Raw genomic sequence first — 15189 nt, forward strand, 5'->3', positions numbered from 1 at the left:
TTATGGGTTTAAGATGCTACCACAATTATAACAGAAAACTGCTTTTTCTCTATGTTTTTCTTTTAAACAATTAGGGCAAGATTGTGTGCTTGTGTTATGTTCATCTGGTGTTTTAGTCATTTCTGAACTTACTATACCTGTTGGAATTGCAATTATTGAATAACCCAATATCATAATTACACTAGAAATTAACTGACCTAAAGGAGTTTGTGGAGCTATATCTCCAAAGCCAACAGTTGTTAAGGTTACAATAGCCCAGTAAATACTTTTAGGAATATTATTAAAACCATTTTCAGCACCTTCAATCATATACATTACTGTACCTAAAATGATACATACAATTAATACAAAAAATAAGAAAACAGCAATTTTTGCTTTACTGGCCTTTAAGGCCAATAGTAACTTGTTACTTGCACCTATATATCTAGCTAGTTTTAAAATTCTAAAGACTCTTAGTAAACGTAAAGCTCTTAAAGCTACCAAGCCTTGAGAACCAGCATATATTAATGATAAATAAATAGGTATGGTTGATAGAAAATCTATGATACCAAAAAAACTAAAAATGTATTTGGTTGGTTTTTTAATAGAGATTATTCTAAAAATATACTCCAAACTAAATAGAATGGTAATTACCCATTCACCTATAATTAAAGAGTCATGATATTTAGCATCAAAACTATCTACACTTTCTAACATTACTAAAATGATACTAGCTAGAATAGCTATAAGCAAGATAACATCAAACAATTTACCTTCACTAGTATCTGCTTCATAAATGATTTCATGAAGTTTATGTTTCCAGTTGCTTTTTTGAGGTTTATTTTCCAATAGATTTTAAAATTGTTACTACAATACTACAAATATTTAATGAGTTTATAATTTTTTTTATCTCAATTTTCTCTTTGTTTATAAGGATTCTTAAAATAAAATTAAAAAAAATCAACTTTTTAAAAACCGTAGTTTAAAAAACCTCGTAAGTATTAGTGAGATTCAATTAATAATAACTAAAACTCACACAATGAAAAAAACAAAAATTTTAGTAGGAGCCATTTTCTTAGCGATTATAGGTTTAATTACAATTGCTGCAGATCATATTGATGCTCCAGCTGCTGCAGGAACAAGTGCAGATATTACAGATTTCTATGCCTTTCAAGGAGAAGACACAGATAACTTAGTGTTTGTAGCAAACGTTCAAGGATTATTAAGTCCATCAGCAACAGGTTCAGCATCATTTGATGAAAATGTTATGGTAGAATTTAACATTGATATTGATAATGATAATATCGAAAATTTAGTAATACAAGCTATACCAAAAGATGGTAAAATGTATTTCTTTGGTCCTTATCCACCACAAACTACTGGTTTAAATAGTACTATTAATGAAATGGCTACAAAATCTGAAGTAGATATTACTGCATATGGTTCTAGTGCTGTTGTAAGTAATATGAATGGTATGAAATTTTTTGCTGGGCCAAGAGATGATCCTTTCTTTATGGACTTTGCTAGATATGGAGAAATTATTGGTGGAAATGCACCAGGTTTTAACAACCCAGGGTCAGACACTTTTGCTGGGTCAAATGTTATGTCTATAGTAGTAGAAGTTCCAAAAAGTCAAATTGGTAGAACTGGTACAATTAATACTTGGGTAGAAGCAAAGGCAAGACAATAATTAACACAAACTTTTAAAAACAATATCATGAAAATAAATATTCAAAAATATATAGCAATTTTAGTATTATCACTAATCGTAATTAGTTGTGATAACGATTCTGATGACTTAACCGTAAATAGTGATTTTGCTGGAACTTTTGTTCAGAAAGATCAAATGGGTAGACCAGCAGTAAACACAGTATTTGTATCCTCTTCAAGTAAAGATGCTTTTAATACAACAATTCCTTCTCAGCAAGGAGCAATGTTTCAATCTATGTTCGAAGCAAACTTAACAGGATTAAGTCCTGCATATGCAAACCCTGGAGATGCAAATGCTTTAGGTTTAACAGCTTCCGCTTTTACAGGGTTATTAGCAACAGATGTATTAAATGTTTCTTTAGATGGTAAAACTACTTTCTTTGATGGAACTAACGTATTAACAGGTAGAGCTTTAGCAGATGACGTTATTACAGTAGAGTTATTATTGATTTTTGGTGGAGAAGATTTTACAGAAAATCCAACTTTATCTGATGACAATGTAGATGCTAATGATAAAGACTTTTCAACCTCTTTTCCATACTTAGCTTCACCTTGGTAAAATATTATAAAGCGTAATGCTTTTATATTACTGGCTTATGTTGGGGGATGTAAGTCAGTATTTTAAAACATTAAAATTATACCCCATAAAAACCCTTAGTTAAAATTTAATTTTAGCAAAAATCCCTTAAAATATACAGGTGTAAAATCCCTAATATTGCACCTGTTAATTTTAAATTTGAACCAAACATAACCAAGCAAAACCCAACTAAAACAATTTACAAATCATGAAATATTTTCAACTTATTTTAATGATTGTAACTTTTTCACTAACAATAAGTTGCAACACAGAACAAACCAAACAGGTCACAAACAAACAAGATTATCAAGCATATTTAAACTTAGAGGATAATACTTCATTAGATATAGCCAAAGAAGATTTAGAATTTTGGACAGATAAAATTCATGTAACCCCAAATCAATATCCTTATTATTCAAAAATGGCAGCTGCCAATTCTACTATCTTTAAATTAACTGGAGATATAGATCAATTAAAAAAAGCTGAAGAGAACTTAATATTAGCAAATACAAAAACTAATTTCGAAAACTCTGGTTATTTAAGAGCCCTAGCCAGAAATTATATATCACAACATCGTTTTAAACAAGCTTTAGGTTTATTATTAAAGGCGGAAGAAAATGGTGAGCACCTAAACAGAACACAATTTATGTTAGTAGATGTGTATTTAGAGCTAGGAGAATTAGATCAGGTAGAAATGTATCTTTCAAAATTAAAAAACTTTAAAGATTTCGATTATTTAATAAGACTTTCTAAATACAATGATCATTTAGGAAATTTAGATAAAGCCATTTTATACTTAGAGAATGCTTTAGCAATTGCAGAAAGTTCTAATAATCAAAATTTAATTCAGTGGAATTATACAAATCTAGCAGATTATTATGGTCATGCAGGTAGAATAAAAGATTCTTACAATGCATATTTAAAGGCTTTAGCTATAAACCCTAATAATAGTTATGCAAAAAAAGGTATTGCTTGGATTGTGTATTCTTACGAAAGAAACCCAGAAGAGGCTTTAAGAATTTTAGATGCTATATCTAAAGAAAACACCTCTCCAGATTACTTCTTGTTGAAATCAGAAATTGCTGGTTTTATAGGGAATATTGTTGAAAAAGAAAAACTTGAACAGAAGTATTTAAGTTCAGTATCGAACGAAAATTATGGAGCCATGTATGCAAAATATAACGTTTTGTTATTCGCAGACAATGCCGATAAAAAACAACAAGCAATTGAACTAGCTAAACAGGAAGTTATGGAGAGACCTACAACACAATCTTATGATTTACTAGCTTGGTCTTATTATAAAAATGGAGAATTTCAAAAAGCATTAGAAATAACAAAAGAATTTGTTATCAATAAAACTTTTGAGCCAGAAGCTTTATTACATACAGCTTATATTTTAAAAGCGAATGGAGAAAAAAGCGAAGCAAAGAAAATAAAAGAGGAGTTATTAGGTGCCATCTATGAGTTAGGACCAGCATCTGAAAATGAAATTAGAAATATATAAATCGATTATAAACCAAATAATATGAGACATTTAGCATTAGTTATTGTTGTGGTTGCCTTTAGTTTACAATCGGTTGCACAAAGTTTAAAAGGTAAAATTGTAGACCAATTTAACGAGCCTTTAGAAAATGTATATGTTGTTAATGAAGCAAAAAATACACATACACACACTAGTGAAAATGGAAGCTTTTTCATTGAGAAAACTAGAGTGAATGATATTATTCAAGTTAGTATTCTTGGATTTGAGAAAAAAACGATAAAAGTTTCGAAAGCAGATTTTAACAACGGAATTCTAATCAAATTAGAAACCAAGATATTTCAATTAGAAGAGTTGGTTTTAAGAAAGGAAATAAATGCCTTACAAACCATAACAAAAATAGATTTACAAGTAAATCCTGTAAATAACTCACAAGAGATTTTAAGAAAAGTACCTGGTTTATTTATAGGGCAACATGCAGGAGGTGGAAAAGCAGAGCAAATTTTTTTAAGAGGTTTTGATATTGATCATGGTACAGATATTACACTTTCTGTAGATGGAATGCCAATTAACATGGTTTCTCATGCTCATGGACAAGGATATTCAGACTTACACTTTGTAATTCCAGAAACCATTAAAAATATCGATTTTGGTAAAGGTCCTTATTATGCAAATCAAGGTGATTTTAATACAGCAGGTTACGTAAATTTTGCCACAAAAACAGCCCTTAAAGATAACATGATATCTGTTGGTTATGGAGATTTTAACTCCTTTAGAACTGTTGCTATGTTTAACTTACTAGAAAGTTCTAAAAAGGATGATGCTTATGTGGCTATAGAATATATTGAAACTGATGGTCCATTTGAATCTCCACAAAACTTTAACAGGCTAAATCTATTTGCAAAATACAATACCTTTTTAAAAGGAAATAACAGATTAACCTTTACAGCTTCTCACTTTACAAGTGCTTGGGATGCTTCTGGTCAAATACCAGAAAGAGAAGTTGCCAATGGTAATATTACCAGATTTGGAGCAATAGATGATACAGAAGGTGGTTACACCTCTAGATCTAATGTTAATGTTCAGTTGCAAAAAACAATAGATAATAATTCAATTTTTGAAGCCAATGCTTTTTACTCTAATTACAATTTCGAGTTGTATTCCAACTTTACCTTTTTCCTAGATAATCCAGTAGATGGAGATCAAATTAAACAATTTGAAGACAGAAATATATTTGGAATGAATGCCAAAATCATCACCGAAAGAAAATATGGAAATGTAGAAGCAAAATTTACTAAAGGAGGTGGTTTACGTTTTGATAATATTACAGATAATGAATTATCTAGTACTAAAAATAGGAGAGAACTACTAAATAGAATACAGTTTGGTGATGTGCAACAAACTAATGCTTATGCATTCTTAAACTCAGAATTCGAGATTGGTAAATTCAAAATATCACCAGCATTAAGATTTGATTATTTTAAGTTTTTATACAATGATAATTTAAGTGCAACTTATGAAACTTTAAGTAAAACAAAGACTATCGTAAATCCTAAATTGAATTTCTTGTATACACAAAATGATAATTTACAATGGTTTTTAAAATCAGGAATTGGTTTTCATTCAAATGATGCAAGAGTTGTATTGCAAGATAATGCAGATAAGGTTTTACCTAGAGCTTATGGTGCAGACTTTGGAAATATTTGGAAACCAACAAAAAATATTGTGCTGAATACAGCAGTTTGGTATTTGTTTTCAGAAGAAGAATTTGTTTATGTAGGTGATGCAGGTATTGTAGAAGCTTCAGGAAAATCAGAACGATTTGGAATAGATTTAGGTATTAGATATCAATTATCAGATAATATATATTTTGATACTGATGCCACTATAACTAAAGCTAGAAGTTTAGAAGCAAATGCAGGAGAAGATTACATCCCTTTAGCACCTAACTTTACACTTGCAGGTGGTTTAGCCTTTACTAATTTAGGTAGATTTTCTGGAGGATTAAGATATAGATATATAGCAGATAGAGCTGCAAACGAAGATAATAGTATAGTTGCAGAAGGTTATTTTGTAAGTGATTTAAATATCAATTATAAAGTAAAAGATATCACATTTGGAGTTGCAATAGAAAATTTGTTTGATGTGGCTTGGAATGAAACTCAGTTTGCTACAGAAAGTAGACTGCAGAACGAAGCAAACTCAGTAGAAGAAATACATTTTACACCTGGTACACCATTTTTTGCGAAAGCAACAATTACCTACCAGTTTTAATAAAAATATATTGTTTGGTTAGTTTAGTTGAATTGAAGTGCTTATAGCATTGTTTCAATAAGCACTTCTTTTCACTAACAATATCAATTTAAAAGTAAAACTATTGTTTGGTTAGTTTTAGTTGGATGAAATGTCTATTACAATCTTGTAATAGGCATTTCTATTTTACAAACCTTAGTTTTTAGGAAGATATAGTTTTATAGATTTAAAATTTACTTCATCTAAATGTCCCATTTTTTGTTCGTCATTTGTAAGTAAATGCATATGTAGATATGAATCATGATGTGTAAATATACCCTGATGATTTTCTGAGTAAAAGCCGATAATTGTACAATCTTCTTCTTCCAAATTGTAGTTAATTTGTCCTACATGTGCTTCTTTTGGTGAACGAACTATGCTACCTTTTGGCAAATTTTGAATATGAATTTTTGCGCTACCAATAATTCCTTTTAACTTAAAAGCAAAAGGTTTTTTTAAACTTTCAGCCCTTTTACTGATAAAGCTTTCAAGTTCTGGAATCGATTGAATTTCTTGTGGTAAGTCAATTATATTCCATTCTGAGTTATTAGCATACACAAAAAATGGAGCACCAATTTTATTTGTTTTTTCAACAAGCATTGTTGTATCTGAAGTTACTCTAGAAACGTAAGTTTGTCCTTCAATTATTACAAGTTCTCCAGTTAAAAAACTAACAGGACCTAAACCATACAAACCTTTTGTGTTTTTTATCGTATCTAATTGAATTGAAGGCCCAAGTTTTCCTTTCCACATAACATCTTTCATTTGGCCAACAATATGAAATTCTGAAGTTTTTTCATTGGTTGAATTACAACCAAGAATCAAAATTGATAAAAAAAAGAATAGGCTAGTTTGATAGATTTTCATTCTCTTTAGTGATTGAATTTATTCTTCAATACTTCTTACTGGTCTTACATGATTGTAGCTCACAGGATTTACTCGAGCTTTTTCTATAGGACCAACATTACCATTTAAGAAGAAAACAGCCATTGCATTATTAGGATCTGAATCTTGTGTTTCTGAACTCCAATAGAAATCATCGTTAAAATCGCCTACTTTAAGTTCAGCATATAATTTTGTTCTAATTTCACCAAGTTCTTGTAAATCTGGCAGATACCAATCTGTATAGTCGTTTACTTCAAAAGCCTCACAGTAATCTATAGCTTCTGGCCAATTTAAAGTCTCTGGAGAATCTGTAATTGCTGTAACTTTTACAATTTTACTTACGGTATTTAACTTAAAAATAATCCCATCTTGAAATACTTTACCATAAACACTATCAATAGGAATATTCGCATCTAATAAATCGAAAGGAGAGATACCATCATTTAAATACTTTTGCGTAAAAGCAACATCTAAATCTGTACAATCTTCGCCTAAATAACCTTCATCACAAACACATGCACAGTCTACAACAGAAGCATTTTCTTGACATTCTAATAGGGTACAAGCATCAATTTCTTCTGTAGTTTCACCTTCAGAACTAGAGCCTGAACAAGATGAAAACACTAAAATAATTATAAGTAAACCAAAAAGTAATTGTATATTTTTTTTCATTTTTTATAGATAACTATAAGATTTGCAAAAATATAACAAATTTTTGTTTAGGTAAAATTTAGAAAATTATGTGATTTTAAGGTGAAACAGCTCCTAAAGTATACAGTTGTTCTAAGTTAGGAGATTCACTACCTCCTGCAGGTTCTAAAGTAATACCAAATGCTTCAGATTCGTTTGCATTTGTAATGGTAAAAATTTTGTTAGCATCTGCTGTAAAAGAATCTAAGGTTCCTAAACTTGTTGGTGTTAAAGGGCTTAGTTTTAAAGACCAAACTTGGTATACTTTACCTTTTGGTGGTTCAGGTAATCCTTTTGCGTCTAAATAAATTGAGTTTGTTTTTTTATCCCAATAAACTTTAGCATATGAAGTAGGAGAAACTTTTTGACCATCTAAAGGAACAGATACAATATCTTTATCTCTAAAAACTTCTATTAATTTTTCTGCAGCAGCTAAACTAGTGGATGCACTATCTATTTGAGCCTCTAAAGTTACTTTTTCTAAGTTTTCTGATGCTAATTGTTCTTTTAATTGATTGTTCTGTAACACTGAAAGTATTAAAGTAGAACCAAATATAATGGCTGCAGCCCAACCAACGTAAGTTTTCCAATTAGATTTTGGTGTAGTAAGTGGAATTACTTTTGGCTCATTAGCAGCTAGTTGACCTTTAATATCGTTAAATGAATAAGCAGCATCTTTCTTTGCAAAAGCAGTTAATTGTACAATCGCATTTTCTATGGATTTTACTTCTGCTAATAACTCAGGATTTTCCAAAATTGCATTGTGCACTTCCTCATTTTCTTTTTCAGAAAGCGAGCCTGCAACATACAGTTCTAAAATTCCAGATGCTATGTAATCTTTAGTATTCATTTTTTATACGCCTAACATTATACGTAATTCGCCAATGCAAGATCTATTTCTTGTTTTTATTGTTCCTAGAGGCATGTTTAATTCTTCTGATGCTTCTTTTTGTGTAAAGCCTTTAAAGTATAAAAGTTCTATAACAGATTTACAAGTATCACCTAACTTGGTAACAAACTCTTTTAAACCAATTGTATTTGTAGAACTATCTAAACTAGAACTGCTCTCTAATATATCTACGAAAAAATCTGCGTTAAGGTTTTGCTTAGACTGTTTAAATTTTTTAGAACGTGTATAATCTATGGCTGCATTTCTTGCAATATTCAATAACCACGTGAAAAAACGACCCTTTTTAGCAGAGTAGGTATCTGCTTTATTCCAGGCTTTTATAAAAACGTCTTGAGTAATTTCTTGAGCAACATCATCATTCTTAACAATGTTATTTACAACACCAGAAATACTATCACAGTATAAACTGTATAGTTTTTCGTATGCTTTCACATCCTTTTTCTGAAATTGTAAAATAAGTTGTTCTTGATTCATAGATTAATTACTAGGGCTAAAGTAGAATAAATTAATCAATAAAATTAAATTCTTTTTATAAATATAAAATCTCCTCCTTCATCTCCAGTTCTACTAATTGGAGCATATTGAGGTTGATTATCTCCTGTTGTATTATTAATAACAGGATCTTCTATCATGTTAAATAATTGACCTGCAGATAAATACTTTTGAGTATTTTGATTTAATCTTTTTAAAAGATATTTCATAAATACGCTTTCATTAGGCACAGTTGTTAAAGTACCACTAGTAATGGCTTTTCTACTTGGCAACTCATATTTTTTTTGCACAGCTTTAGAAGCAGTTTTATAAGATCTGTTTGTGGTTAAAATACTACCACTAAAACACGCATCAGAAATTAACAAAGTATGTTTAGAAGGTATTGCTTTAATGTAGGTTACAATACTTGTATTTAATATGATGTTCTCTTCAAACTCCATATTAGCATTAGAAGGCATCCAATAGCCCTTTTCTGTGGTTTTATCATAATTTCCATGGCCAGCATAGAAAATGACTAAATTGTCATTACTACCTACTTTTCTGCTTAGTTTAATAAACTCTCTATTAATCTGATTTTCTGTAGGGTTTTTAAGTAATGTAACATTTTCTTTTGCAAAACTATATTTAGAAGTTAAAACATCTGCTAAAGCTTGTGCATCTTTTGTAGGTTCACCTTTTAAACCTTGTATGGTTGTGTCTGTATAATCGCTAACACCAATTATAAGTGCATAATATTTACCAAAACCAATATCTAAATCTTTGTTGGTAGTGTTATCTGTAATTACATCTTGATCTATATTTGGTGATGATCTTTTTATTACAAATGTTTTGGTTGATGATGCTTGTTTTAAATCTGTTGCTTTTACAATTAAATCATTCTTACCATATTTTAATGGAACATTTGCTATAAAAGTTCCATCTTCTTGCACATTTGCTTCAACACCATTTACTGTTATTTCGTAAATTCCATCAGAATCTGAAGCTTGACCTTTAACTAAAATTCGCTTTGTTTGAACAATTTTGAATCCTCTTTTTAATTCTACATTAGGTTCAGATATTGTTACTATTGGAGGATTGTTATAGCTTAATGACTGATAATCTACTTTTAAATAATCTACTGCAATTTTTCTATCAAAATAAATAGTATAACCTATTTTGTTGCCAAAGAAAGATTCAAATGGAGTCTCATTTACATATTGATCATTGATGTAAAAACGTAATAATGAACCAGATTTTACAATTTTTATTTTATTAGGTGTATTTTCTCCTTGCTTAATTGCTGATGAAAATGTGAGCGGAATTATCTCTTTGTATTCATCATTATCAAATTTTCTGTACTTGTAACTTCCATTACCAGATAACAAAAATGAAAATTCGTTTGCTGAGTTTTTTCTACCAAATGTAATTCCATACCAACCATCAGAAGTATTTTTTTCATTGATAGCTGTTTCTAAAATAAAATCTTTACTTGTATTTAAATCTAATTCTCTGCTTATAAAAATACCTCCTTTGGTTTTTCTAGATAACAATAATTGCCCATTTTTTAAATCTACTTCATAGTCTGTTGCATCATCTAAATTCCAATTACTATTGTTGTTGTTAAAATTATCTACTAAAGGTGCAGTTAGAATTGTAGACTTTTTAGTTGGGTTTAATTTGGTACTTGTTTTGGTTTTAATTTTTAAATAATCTACAGCTACTTTTTGTTTGTAATATATAGCAAAACCTAAGTAAGAACCATTAAAAGGTTCAAAATCTATTTTAGTTAAAAAAGTACCATTAATATAAAATTTGTAAGAATCATCTTCTTTTTTTAGTTTAAGAATGTTGGCACTATCTTTTATGCTAGAAGTTTTTACCCATTTTATAATATCCTCATTTTTATTATTTACAGTTCTTGTTATTTTATAATAACCTGTATCAGTAATTAAAAAGTTAAAATAATTAGTACCTTCTTTACCCCAAGTTAAACCAAAAGGCGAATTTTTATCTCCTGAAATATGCTCTAATTTAGTTTCTATTTCAAAGTCTTTCTTTGTATCAAAAGACTGGTTTAAGTTGGTTAGCCAACCTTTTTCATCTCTTTTATGATTAAGATAATATTTTCCATTAGAGATAGATAAAGAAACACTTTCTGAGTTTGTTAAAGACCAATCATTGTTATTGTTACTAAAGTTTTCTGTAAGTACTTCAGTAAAGTTTTCATCTTTTTTATAGTTATTATTACCATCATTTTTTAGATAAGCAATGCTTAAATAGCCTATTTGAATTTTTTGATTTTTATAAACAATAAAACCAACTCTTTTTCCAAAATACTCTGGATTATATTCTGTAAATACTAAGTTAGAATTGATGTAGTATTCAAGATTGCCACTTTTTTGCCTTACTTCTAAGTAATTGTAAACACCTTGACCTTTTTTTATGTAGCTACTTTTGGTCCAGTTTTTAGGATAAGTAGTTACGCCATTCTTAATTTTCTTAATATTATAAGAACCATCTGCAGATATAAAGAACTGATTTTGGTTATCATTATTTAATCTACCAAACATAATTCCATAACCATTATTGGTTATTCCACTTACTTTTTTTATTTGAGCAGCAATTTTAAAATCTCTTTTGGTGTCAATTTCTTTTTCAATACTTGTAGACCATCCTTTATGATCTCTTTTATGATGTATATGATAATCACCATCTTTTACTTGAAAAGTTCTATCTGCATCATCTGCAATAGCCCAATTGTTGTTATTGTTGTTAAAACCTTCAAATAAAATAGTTTTGGTGTTTTTTGTAACCACTTTCTTTTTAGCACTAGAACTTTTAGCTCTTATGTAGTCTATAGAAATCTTTTGGTTTTTATACAGGGCAATTGCCATTTTCTTACCTACAAAAGCTTTGTGAGTAGTAGAGTATACATAAGCATCATTTACATAAAAGCTCACAGTATTTCCCTTTTTAGAAATACGAAGAATGTTTGTACTGTAATTACCAGTATTAACTTTATCTGATTTGGTCCAAGCTTTTAAATTAGAATAGGTACCATTAACAGATTGTGCAACTCTAAAATAGCCATTGGTAGCAATACCCAATTCTTTGTAATTGTCTGCATCTTTATAATCATACTTAAAGGTAATTCCTGAGTTGGCTGAACCTGATATTTTCTGAATTTTAGTTTCAATATCAAAATCTTTAGAACTATCTAAATCAAATTCAGATGTAATTATCTGCCAACTTTTTTCAGTTCTTTTATGCTCAAAATAATAACGATTATTGTAAACGCTTAATTCACTAAATTCTGTATTTCCTTCAGGCCAATTTGAGCTTCCGTCAAAATTTTCTTCATAGACATAATAAGATTGTGATAAAGTTGAAAAACTTGATAAACAGATTAGTAGGAAAAAGATTTTAAAATTTTTCATAGCAGTTTTATTGGTGGTTGACTTCAATAAAAATAGGAATAATTTTTGAAGTTACATTATTTGAACTGGCATTAAATGCAATTTTGTCTTTACTAAAGTTAATGTCAGACCCTTTATACATCTTATTGGCTAAGGCTTTTTTAACCCTCGAAACAAAGTCTTCAGAACCATATTTTACCTTACTTACAATACTATTTATATTCAGTTTTTCTTTGCTATATAAAACACATAAAATATCTCTACCAGGTTTGTTGTCAAACTCAATAAAGTAGTCTTCATTTGGCAAAGCAATTTCACTATTAGAATAATTAAAAAAATCACTGTAACTGCCAAAAGGATATAATTTATTTACAGATTTATCTGCTGATCCATAACCTAATAAATACACGTAACCTCTTTGTTTACTGTTTAAATAAATTCTAAATTGAGTACCTGAGGTATAAGATTCATTTACGCTATAAGTTGTTTTTGAAGCCTTAACTATATTAAAGTTTCTAGATGCACCATCAGTTAAACTTACTGGCATGTTTTTACCAGAACTTAATCTTAGCTTCAATTCTCCTCCTAATTTATTGTTTGCAATTGTAGTTTTATTTTTATCAACAACAGGAGTTGGATTACTTAATTGATCTATAATTACGTAATTTTCTTTTGCTTGAGCTTTGTAATCCTCGTACTTAATCCAAAAGAAACCTTTATTTCCCCACCAAGAACCCCAAGAATTCATAATTTCAAAAGCTCCTCCATACTTATTATCATCATAACCAACAACTACTAAAGCATGTCCTTTATTACCTGGATTTCTCTTGTAAACAAAGGTGCCTGGCTCAAATATTATTTTACCATAATTGAATAAGCCAAATAAGACTGGATGATTTTTTGAAATCGCTTTTTTAACATTGTTTACCAAATTTGCATTATAGCCTCTATCATTTAATTTTTCGAAATGACTAATTTTATGCTCACTAGCTTTATTTACCAAGTAATTTGTTGGTTGTGCAGAACAGTTATTTACATTGTAGGGAAAATCATTGTTTTTAACAACTCCAAACTTTTTTAATACAAGAGCAGCACTTGTAAGACTTGAGCCTCTTTCGCATTTTACATCTAAAGTATTATCACTTTTTCTTGGATTTTTTATTGAGTTATAAATAAAAGAAGGTGAAAATGTATTTGCATTTATCTTGGTTTTATTGTTTTTCCATCCATTTTTTACAGCATAAGAAATAGTTCTAGCTCCATGAGCACTTGCCCAACCAACACAAGAAGATTGTGCTCCTTGGCTTTTTGGAGTAGGGCAGTAGGCCTTTAAACTATATGATGAAGGCATTGCTTTAAAACTTCTGGTGATTAAAGGAATTGTAGTTGCAATGTTAGAATAATCATCATCTGATGCTGGTTCTAAACCTGTTGCAAATTGAGAATACGAATGAATTGACGTTAATAATAGAAACGAAATAAAAAATAATTGTTTCATTTTGGGAGTTTTATGGTTGCCTAACAAAGTTATCTAATTAATGCAAATAAAAAAATACGTCATCTGACGTATTTTTTTATTCTTTAGGCAGAACCCAAGTTTCTTTAAATTTTTTGATGAATTCTTATTGAATTAATTGTAGATATAAAGTAGTTTTTTCAATATTTATAGATTGTCCAACCTAATAATCTTTTTAACTTTATTTCGGTTTAAGTAATTTTTAATAACAGTTTTGGCAATTTGTTTTTCTTCAATCGTTGTTAAGATTGACTTTAATATATCAATATTGTTTTCTTGAAATGCTAGATTGGTATATCCATAACTACTTACTTCGTTATTTTCAATTAAAACAACTGCATGTTCTTCAACTTCTCTTCCTTTATCAATAATTAGAAAATTGTCATTATTGAAATTGTCGAAAACGTGTTTAAACTTCTTTTTAAAATTGAATTTCGGAGTTAAAGCCTCTAGCTCTAAATAGTATTTTAGACGCGTAAAAAGTTCGTTTCCTGTCTTATCAAAAGAAACAGAAGTAGCTCTTTCTTGCACTCTTACAGAACGTCTAGAAGTTTTTATAAATAGGTTGTTAATCTCCGACTTTATATTTTTTCCTTTCCCAATATAAATAACTTTTCCATTGGTATCATGAATGTAATAAACACCTAAAACTGCAGGTATTTCTTCTATTAAATTTTTAAGCTTTTGTTTTTCTAATCGCTTATCAAAATACTTAATAGCATTCTGAATTATTGTTTTTTTATTGTCTTTGGTTAATAATAATTTAAATAATTTTACTGTAGCCAAGGCATCTCCAGTTGCTCTATGTCTGTCTGTTATTGGTATTCCTAATGATTTGGTAAGTTTTCCTAAACTGTAAGAAGGCTGATCTAAAATAAGTGCCTGACTCAATTCTACAGTACATAACGTATTTCTCTCAAAATCATACCCAAGTCTGTCAAATTCTGTTCTTAAAATTCGATAATCGAAAGCTGAGTTATGAGCAACTATTATACAGTTTTTGGTAATTTCTACAATTCGTTTAGCAACCTCATAGAATTTTGGTGCATTTTTAAGCATTTTATTGTTGATACCAGTTAATCTAACAACAAATTCTTGAATTGGTTTTTCTGGATTGATAAGAGAAATAAATTGGTCTACAATTTCTTGACCGTCAAATTTATAAATCGCAATTTCTGTAATGCCTTCTTCATTAAATTTACCTCCAGTAGTCTCAATATCTAAAATTGCGTACAAATTCTATTTCTCTTTTTGGTCGAATTT

At 29.3% G+C, this 15189-nt stretch carries 10 protein-coding genes and 2 pseudogenes; 4 read left to right on the forward strand and 8 right to left on the reverse strand.

Annotated elements, in window-relative coordinates; genetic code table 11:
- Window positions 1-828 (reverse strand): ion transporter, encoded by an 828-nt coding sequence (locus LPB302_RS01590; RefSeq protein ID WP_053974601.1) that lies wholly within the window; start codon window positions 826-828, stop codon window positions 1-3.
- A 190-nt stretch (window positions 829-1018) separates the two neighbouring features.
- On the opposite strand from LPB302_RS01590, the pseudogene LPB302_RS01595 reads away from it, so the two are divergent.
- From LPB302_RS01595 to LPB302_RS01610, 4 genes and pseudogenes are all read left to right on the forward strand, one after another.
- A pseudogene (locus LPB302_RS01595) lies at window positions 1019-1291 on the forward strand (DUF4331 family protein); the annotation flags it as partial.
- 93 nt (window positions 1292-1384) lie between these two features.
- Window positions 1385-2248, forward strand: a pseudogene (locus LPB302_RS01600) (DUF4331 family protein).
- Window positions 2249-2474: 226 nt separating this feature from the next.
- Window positions 2475-3770: a tetratricopeptide repeat protein gene (locus LPB302_RS01605; RefSeq protein ID WP_053974604.1), complete on the forward strand. Its 1296-nt coding sequence runs from the start codon at window positions 2475-2477 to the stop codon at window positions 3768-3770.
- Between the two features lie 21 nt (window positions 3771-3791).
- A complete protein-coding gene (locus LPB302_RS01610) occupies window positions 3792-6020 on the forward strand; it encodes a TonB-dependent receptor (protein ID WP_053974605.1) in 2229 nt (742 codons plus the stop codon).
- A 174-nt stretch (window positions 6021-6194) separates the two neighbouring features.
- Here the strand turns inward: LPB302_RS01610 and LPB302_RS01615 are convergent, their stop codons facing one another.
- The 7 genes from LPB302_RS01615 to LPB302_RS01645 all read right to left on the reverse strand — a co-directional run bounded on the left by LPB302_RS01615 (window position 6195) and on the right by LPB302_RS01645 (window position 15162).
- Entirely contained in the window at window positions 6195-6905 is a 711-nt protein-coding gene (locus tag LPB302_RS01615) for an acetolactate decarboxylase (protein ID WP_053974606.1), read from the reverse strand.
- A gap of 18 nt (window positions 6906-6923) precedes the next feature.
- On the reverse strand, window positions 6924-7595 hold the full coding sequence (locus LPB302_RS01620; protein ID WP_053974607.1) for an Lcl C-terminal domain-containing protein: 672 nt from the start codon (window positions 7593-7595) through the stop codon (window positions 6924-6926).
- Between the two features lie 76 nt (window positions 7596-7671).
- Complete coding sequence (locus LPB302_RS01625; RefSeq protein WP_053974608.1) at window positions 7672-8463, reverse strand: anti-sigma factor; 792 nt, start codon at window positions 8461-8463, stop codon at window positions 7672-7674.
- 3 nt (window positions 8464-8466) lie between these two features.
- On the reverse strand, window positions 8467-8997 hold the full coding sequence (locus tag LPB302_RS01630; protein ID WP_053974609.1) for an RNA polymerase sigma factor: 531 nt from the start codon (window positions 8995-8997) through the stop codon (window positions 8467-8469).
- Window positions 8998-9041: 44 nt separating this feature from the next.
- The gene (locus LPB302_RS01635) at window positions 9042-12431 is read right to left on the reverse strand and encodes a caspase family protein (RefSeq protein WP_143032719.1); all 3390 of its coding nucleotides are present in this window, start codon (window positions 12429-12431) and stop codon (window positions 9042-9044) included.
- 7 nt (window positions 12432-12438) lie between these two features.
- The gene (locus LPB302_RS01640; RefSeq protein WP_053974611.1) at window positions 12439-13908 is read right to left on the reverse strand and encodes a C1 family peptidase; all 1470 of its coding nucleotides are present in this window, start codon (window positions 13906-13908) and stop codon (window positions 12439-12441) included.
- 165 nt (window positions 13909-14073) lie between these two features.
- A complete protein-coding gene (locus tag LPB302_RS01645; protein ID WP_053974612.1) occupies window positions 14074-15162 on the reverse strand; it encodes an exonuclease domain-containing protein in 1089 nt (362 codons plus the stop codon).
- Window positions 15163-15189: the final 27 nt, after the last annotated feature.

The organism is Polaribacter dokdonensis (genome assembly GCF_024362345.1).
GTDB lineage: Bacteria > Bacteroidota > Bacteroidia > Flavobacteriales > Flavobacteriaceae > Polaribacter > Polaribacter dokdonensis.

Coding starts and splice junctions, on each gene's coding strand:
- LPB302_RS01605 (WP_053974604.1), top strand. CDS start 2,475: ATGAAATATTTTCAACTTATTTTAATGATTGTAACTTTTTCACTAACA.
- LPB302_RS01610 (WP_053974605.1), top strand. CDS start 3,792: ATGAGACATTTAGCATTAGTTATTGTTGTGGTTGCCTTTAGTTTACAA.
- LPB302_RS01615 (WP_053974606.1), bottom strand. CDS start 6,905: ATGAAAATCTATCAAACTAGCCTATTCTTTTTTTTATCAATTTTGATT.
- LPB302_RS01620 (WP_053974607.1), bottom strand. CDS start 7,595: ATGAAAAAAAATATACAATTACTTTTTGGTTTACTTATAATTATTTTA.
- LPB302_RS01625 (WP_053974608.1), bottom strand. CDS start 8,463: ATGAATACTAAAGATTACATAGCATCTGGAATTTTAGAACTGTATGTT.
- LPB302_RS01630 (WP_053974609.1), bottom strand. CDS start 8,997: ATGAATCAAGAACAACTTATTTTACAATTTCAGAAAAAGGATGTGAAA.
- LPB302_RS01635 (WP_143032719.1), bottom strand. CDS start 12,431: ATGAAAAATTTTAAAATCTTTTTCCTACTAATCTGTTTATCAAGTTTT.
- LPB302_RS01640 (WP_053974611.1), bottom strand. CDS start 13,908: ATGAAACAATTATTTTTTATTTCGTTTCTATTATTAACGTCAATTCAT.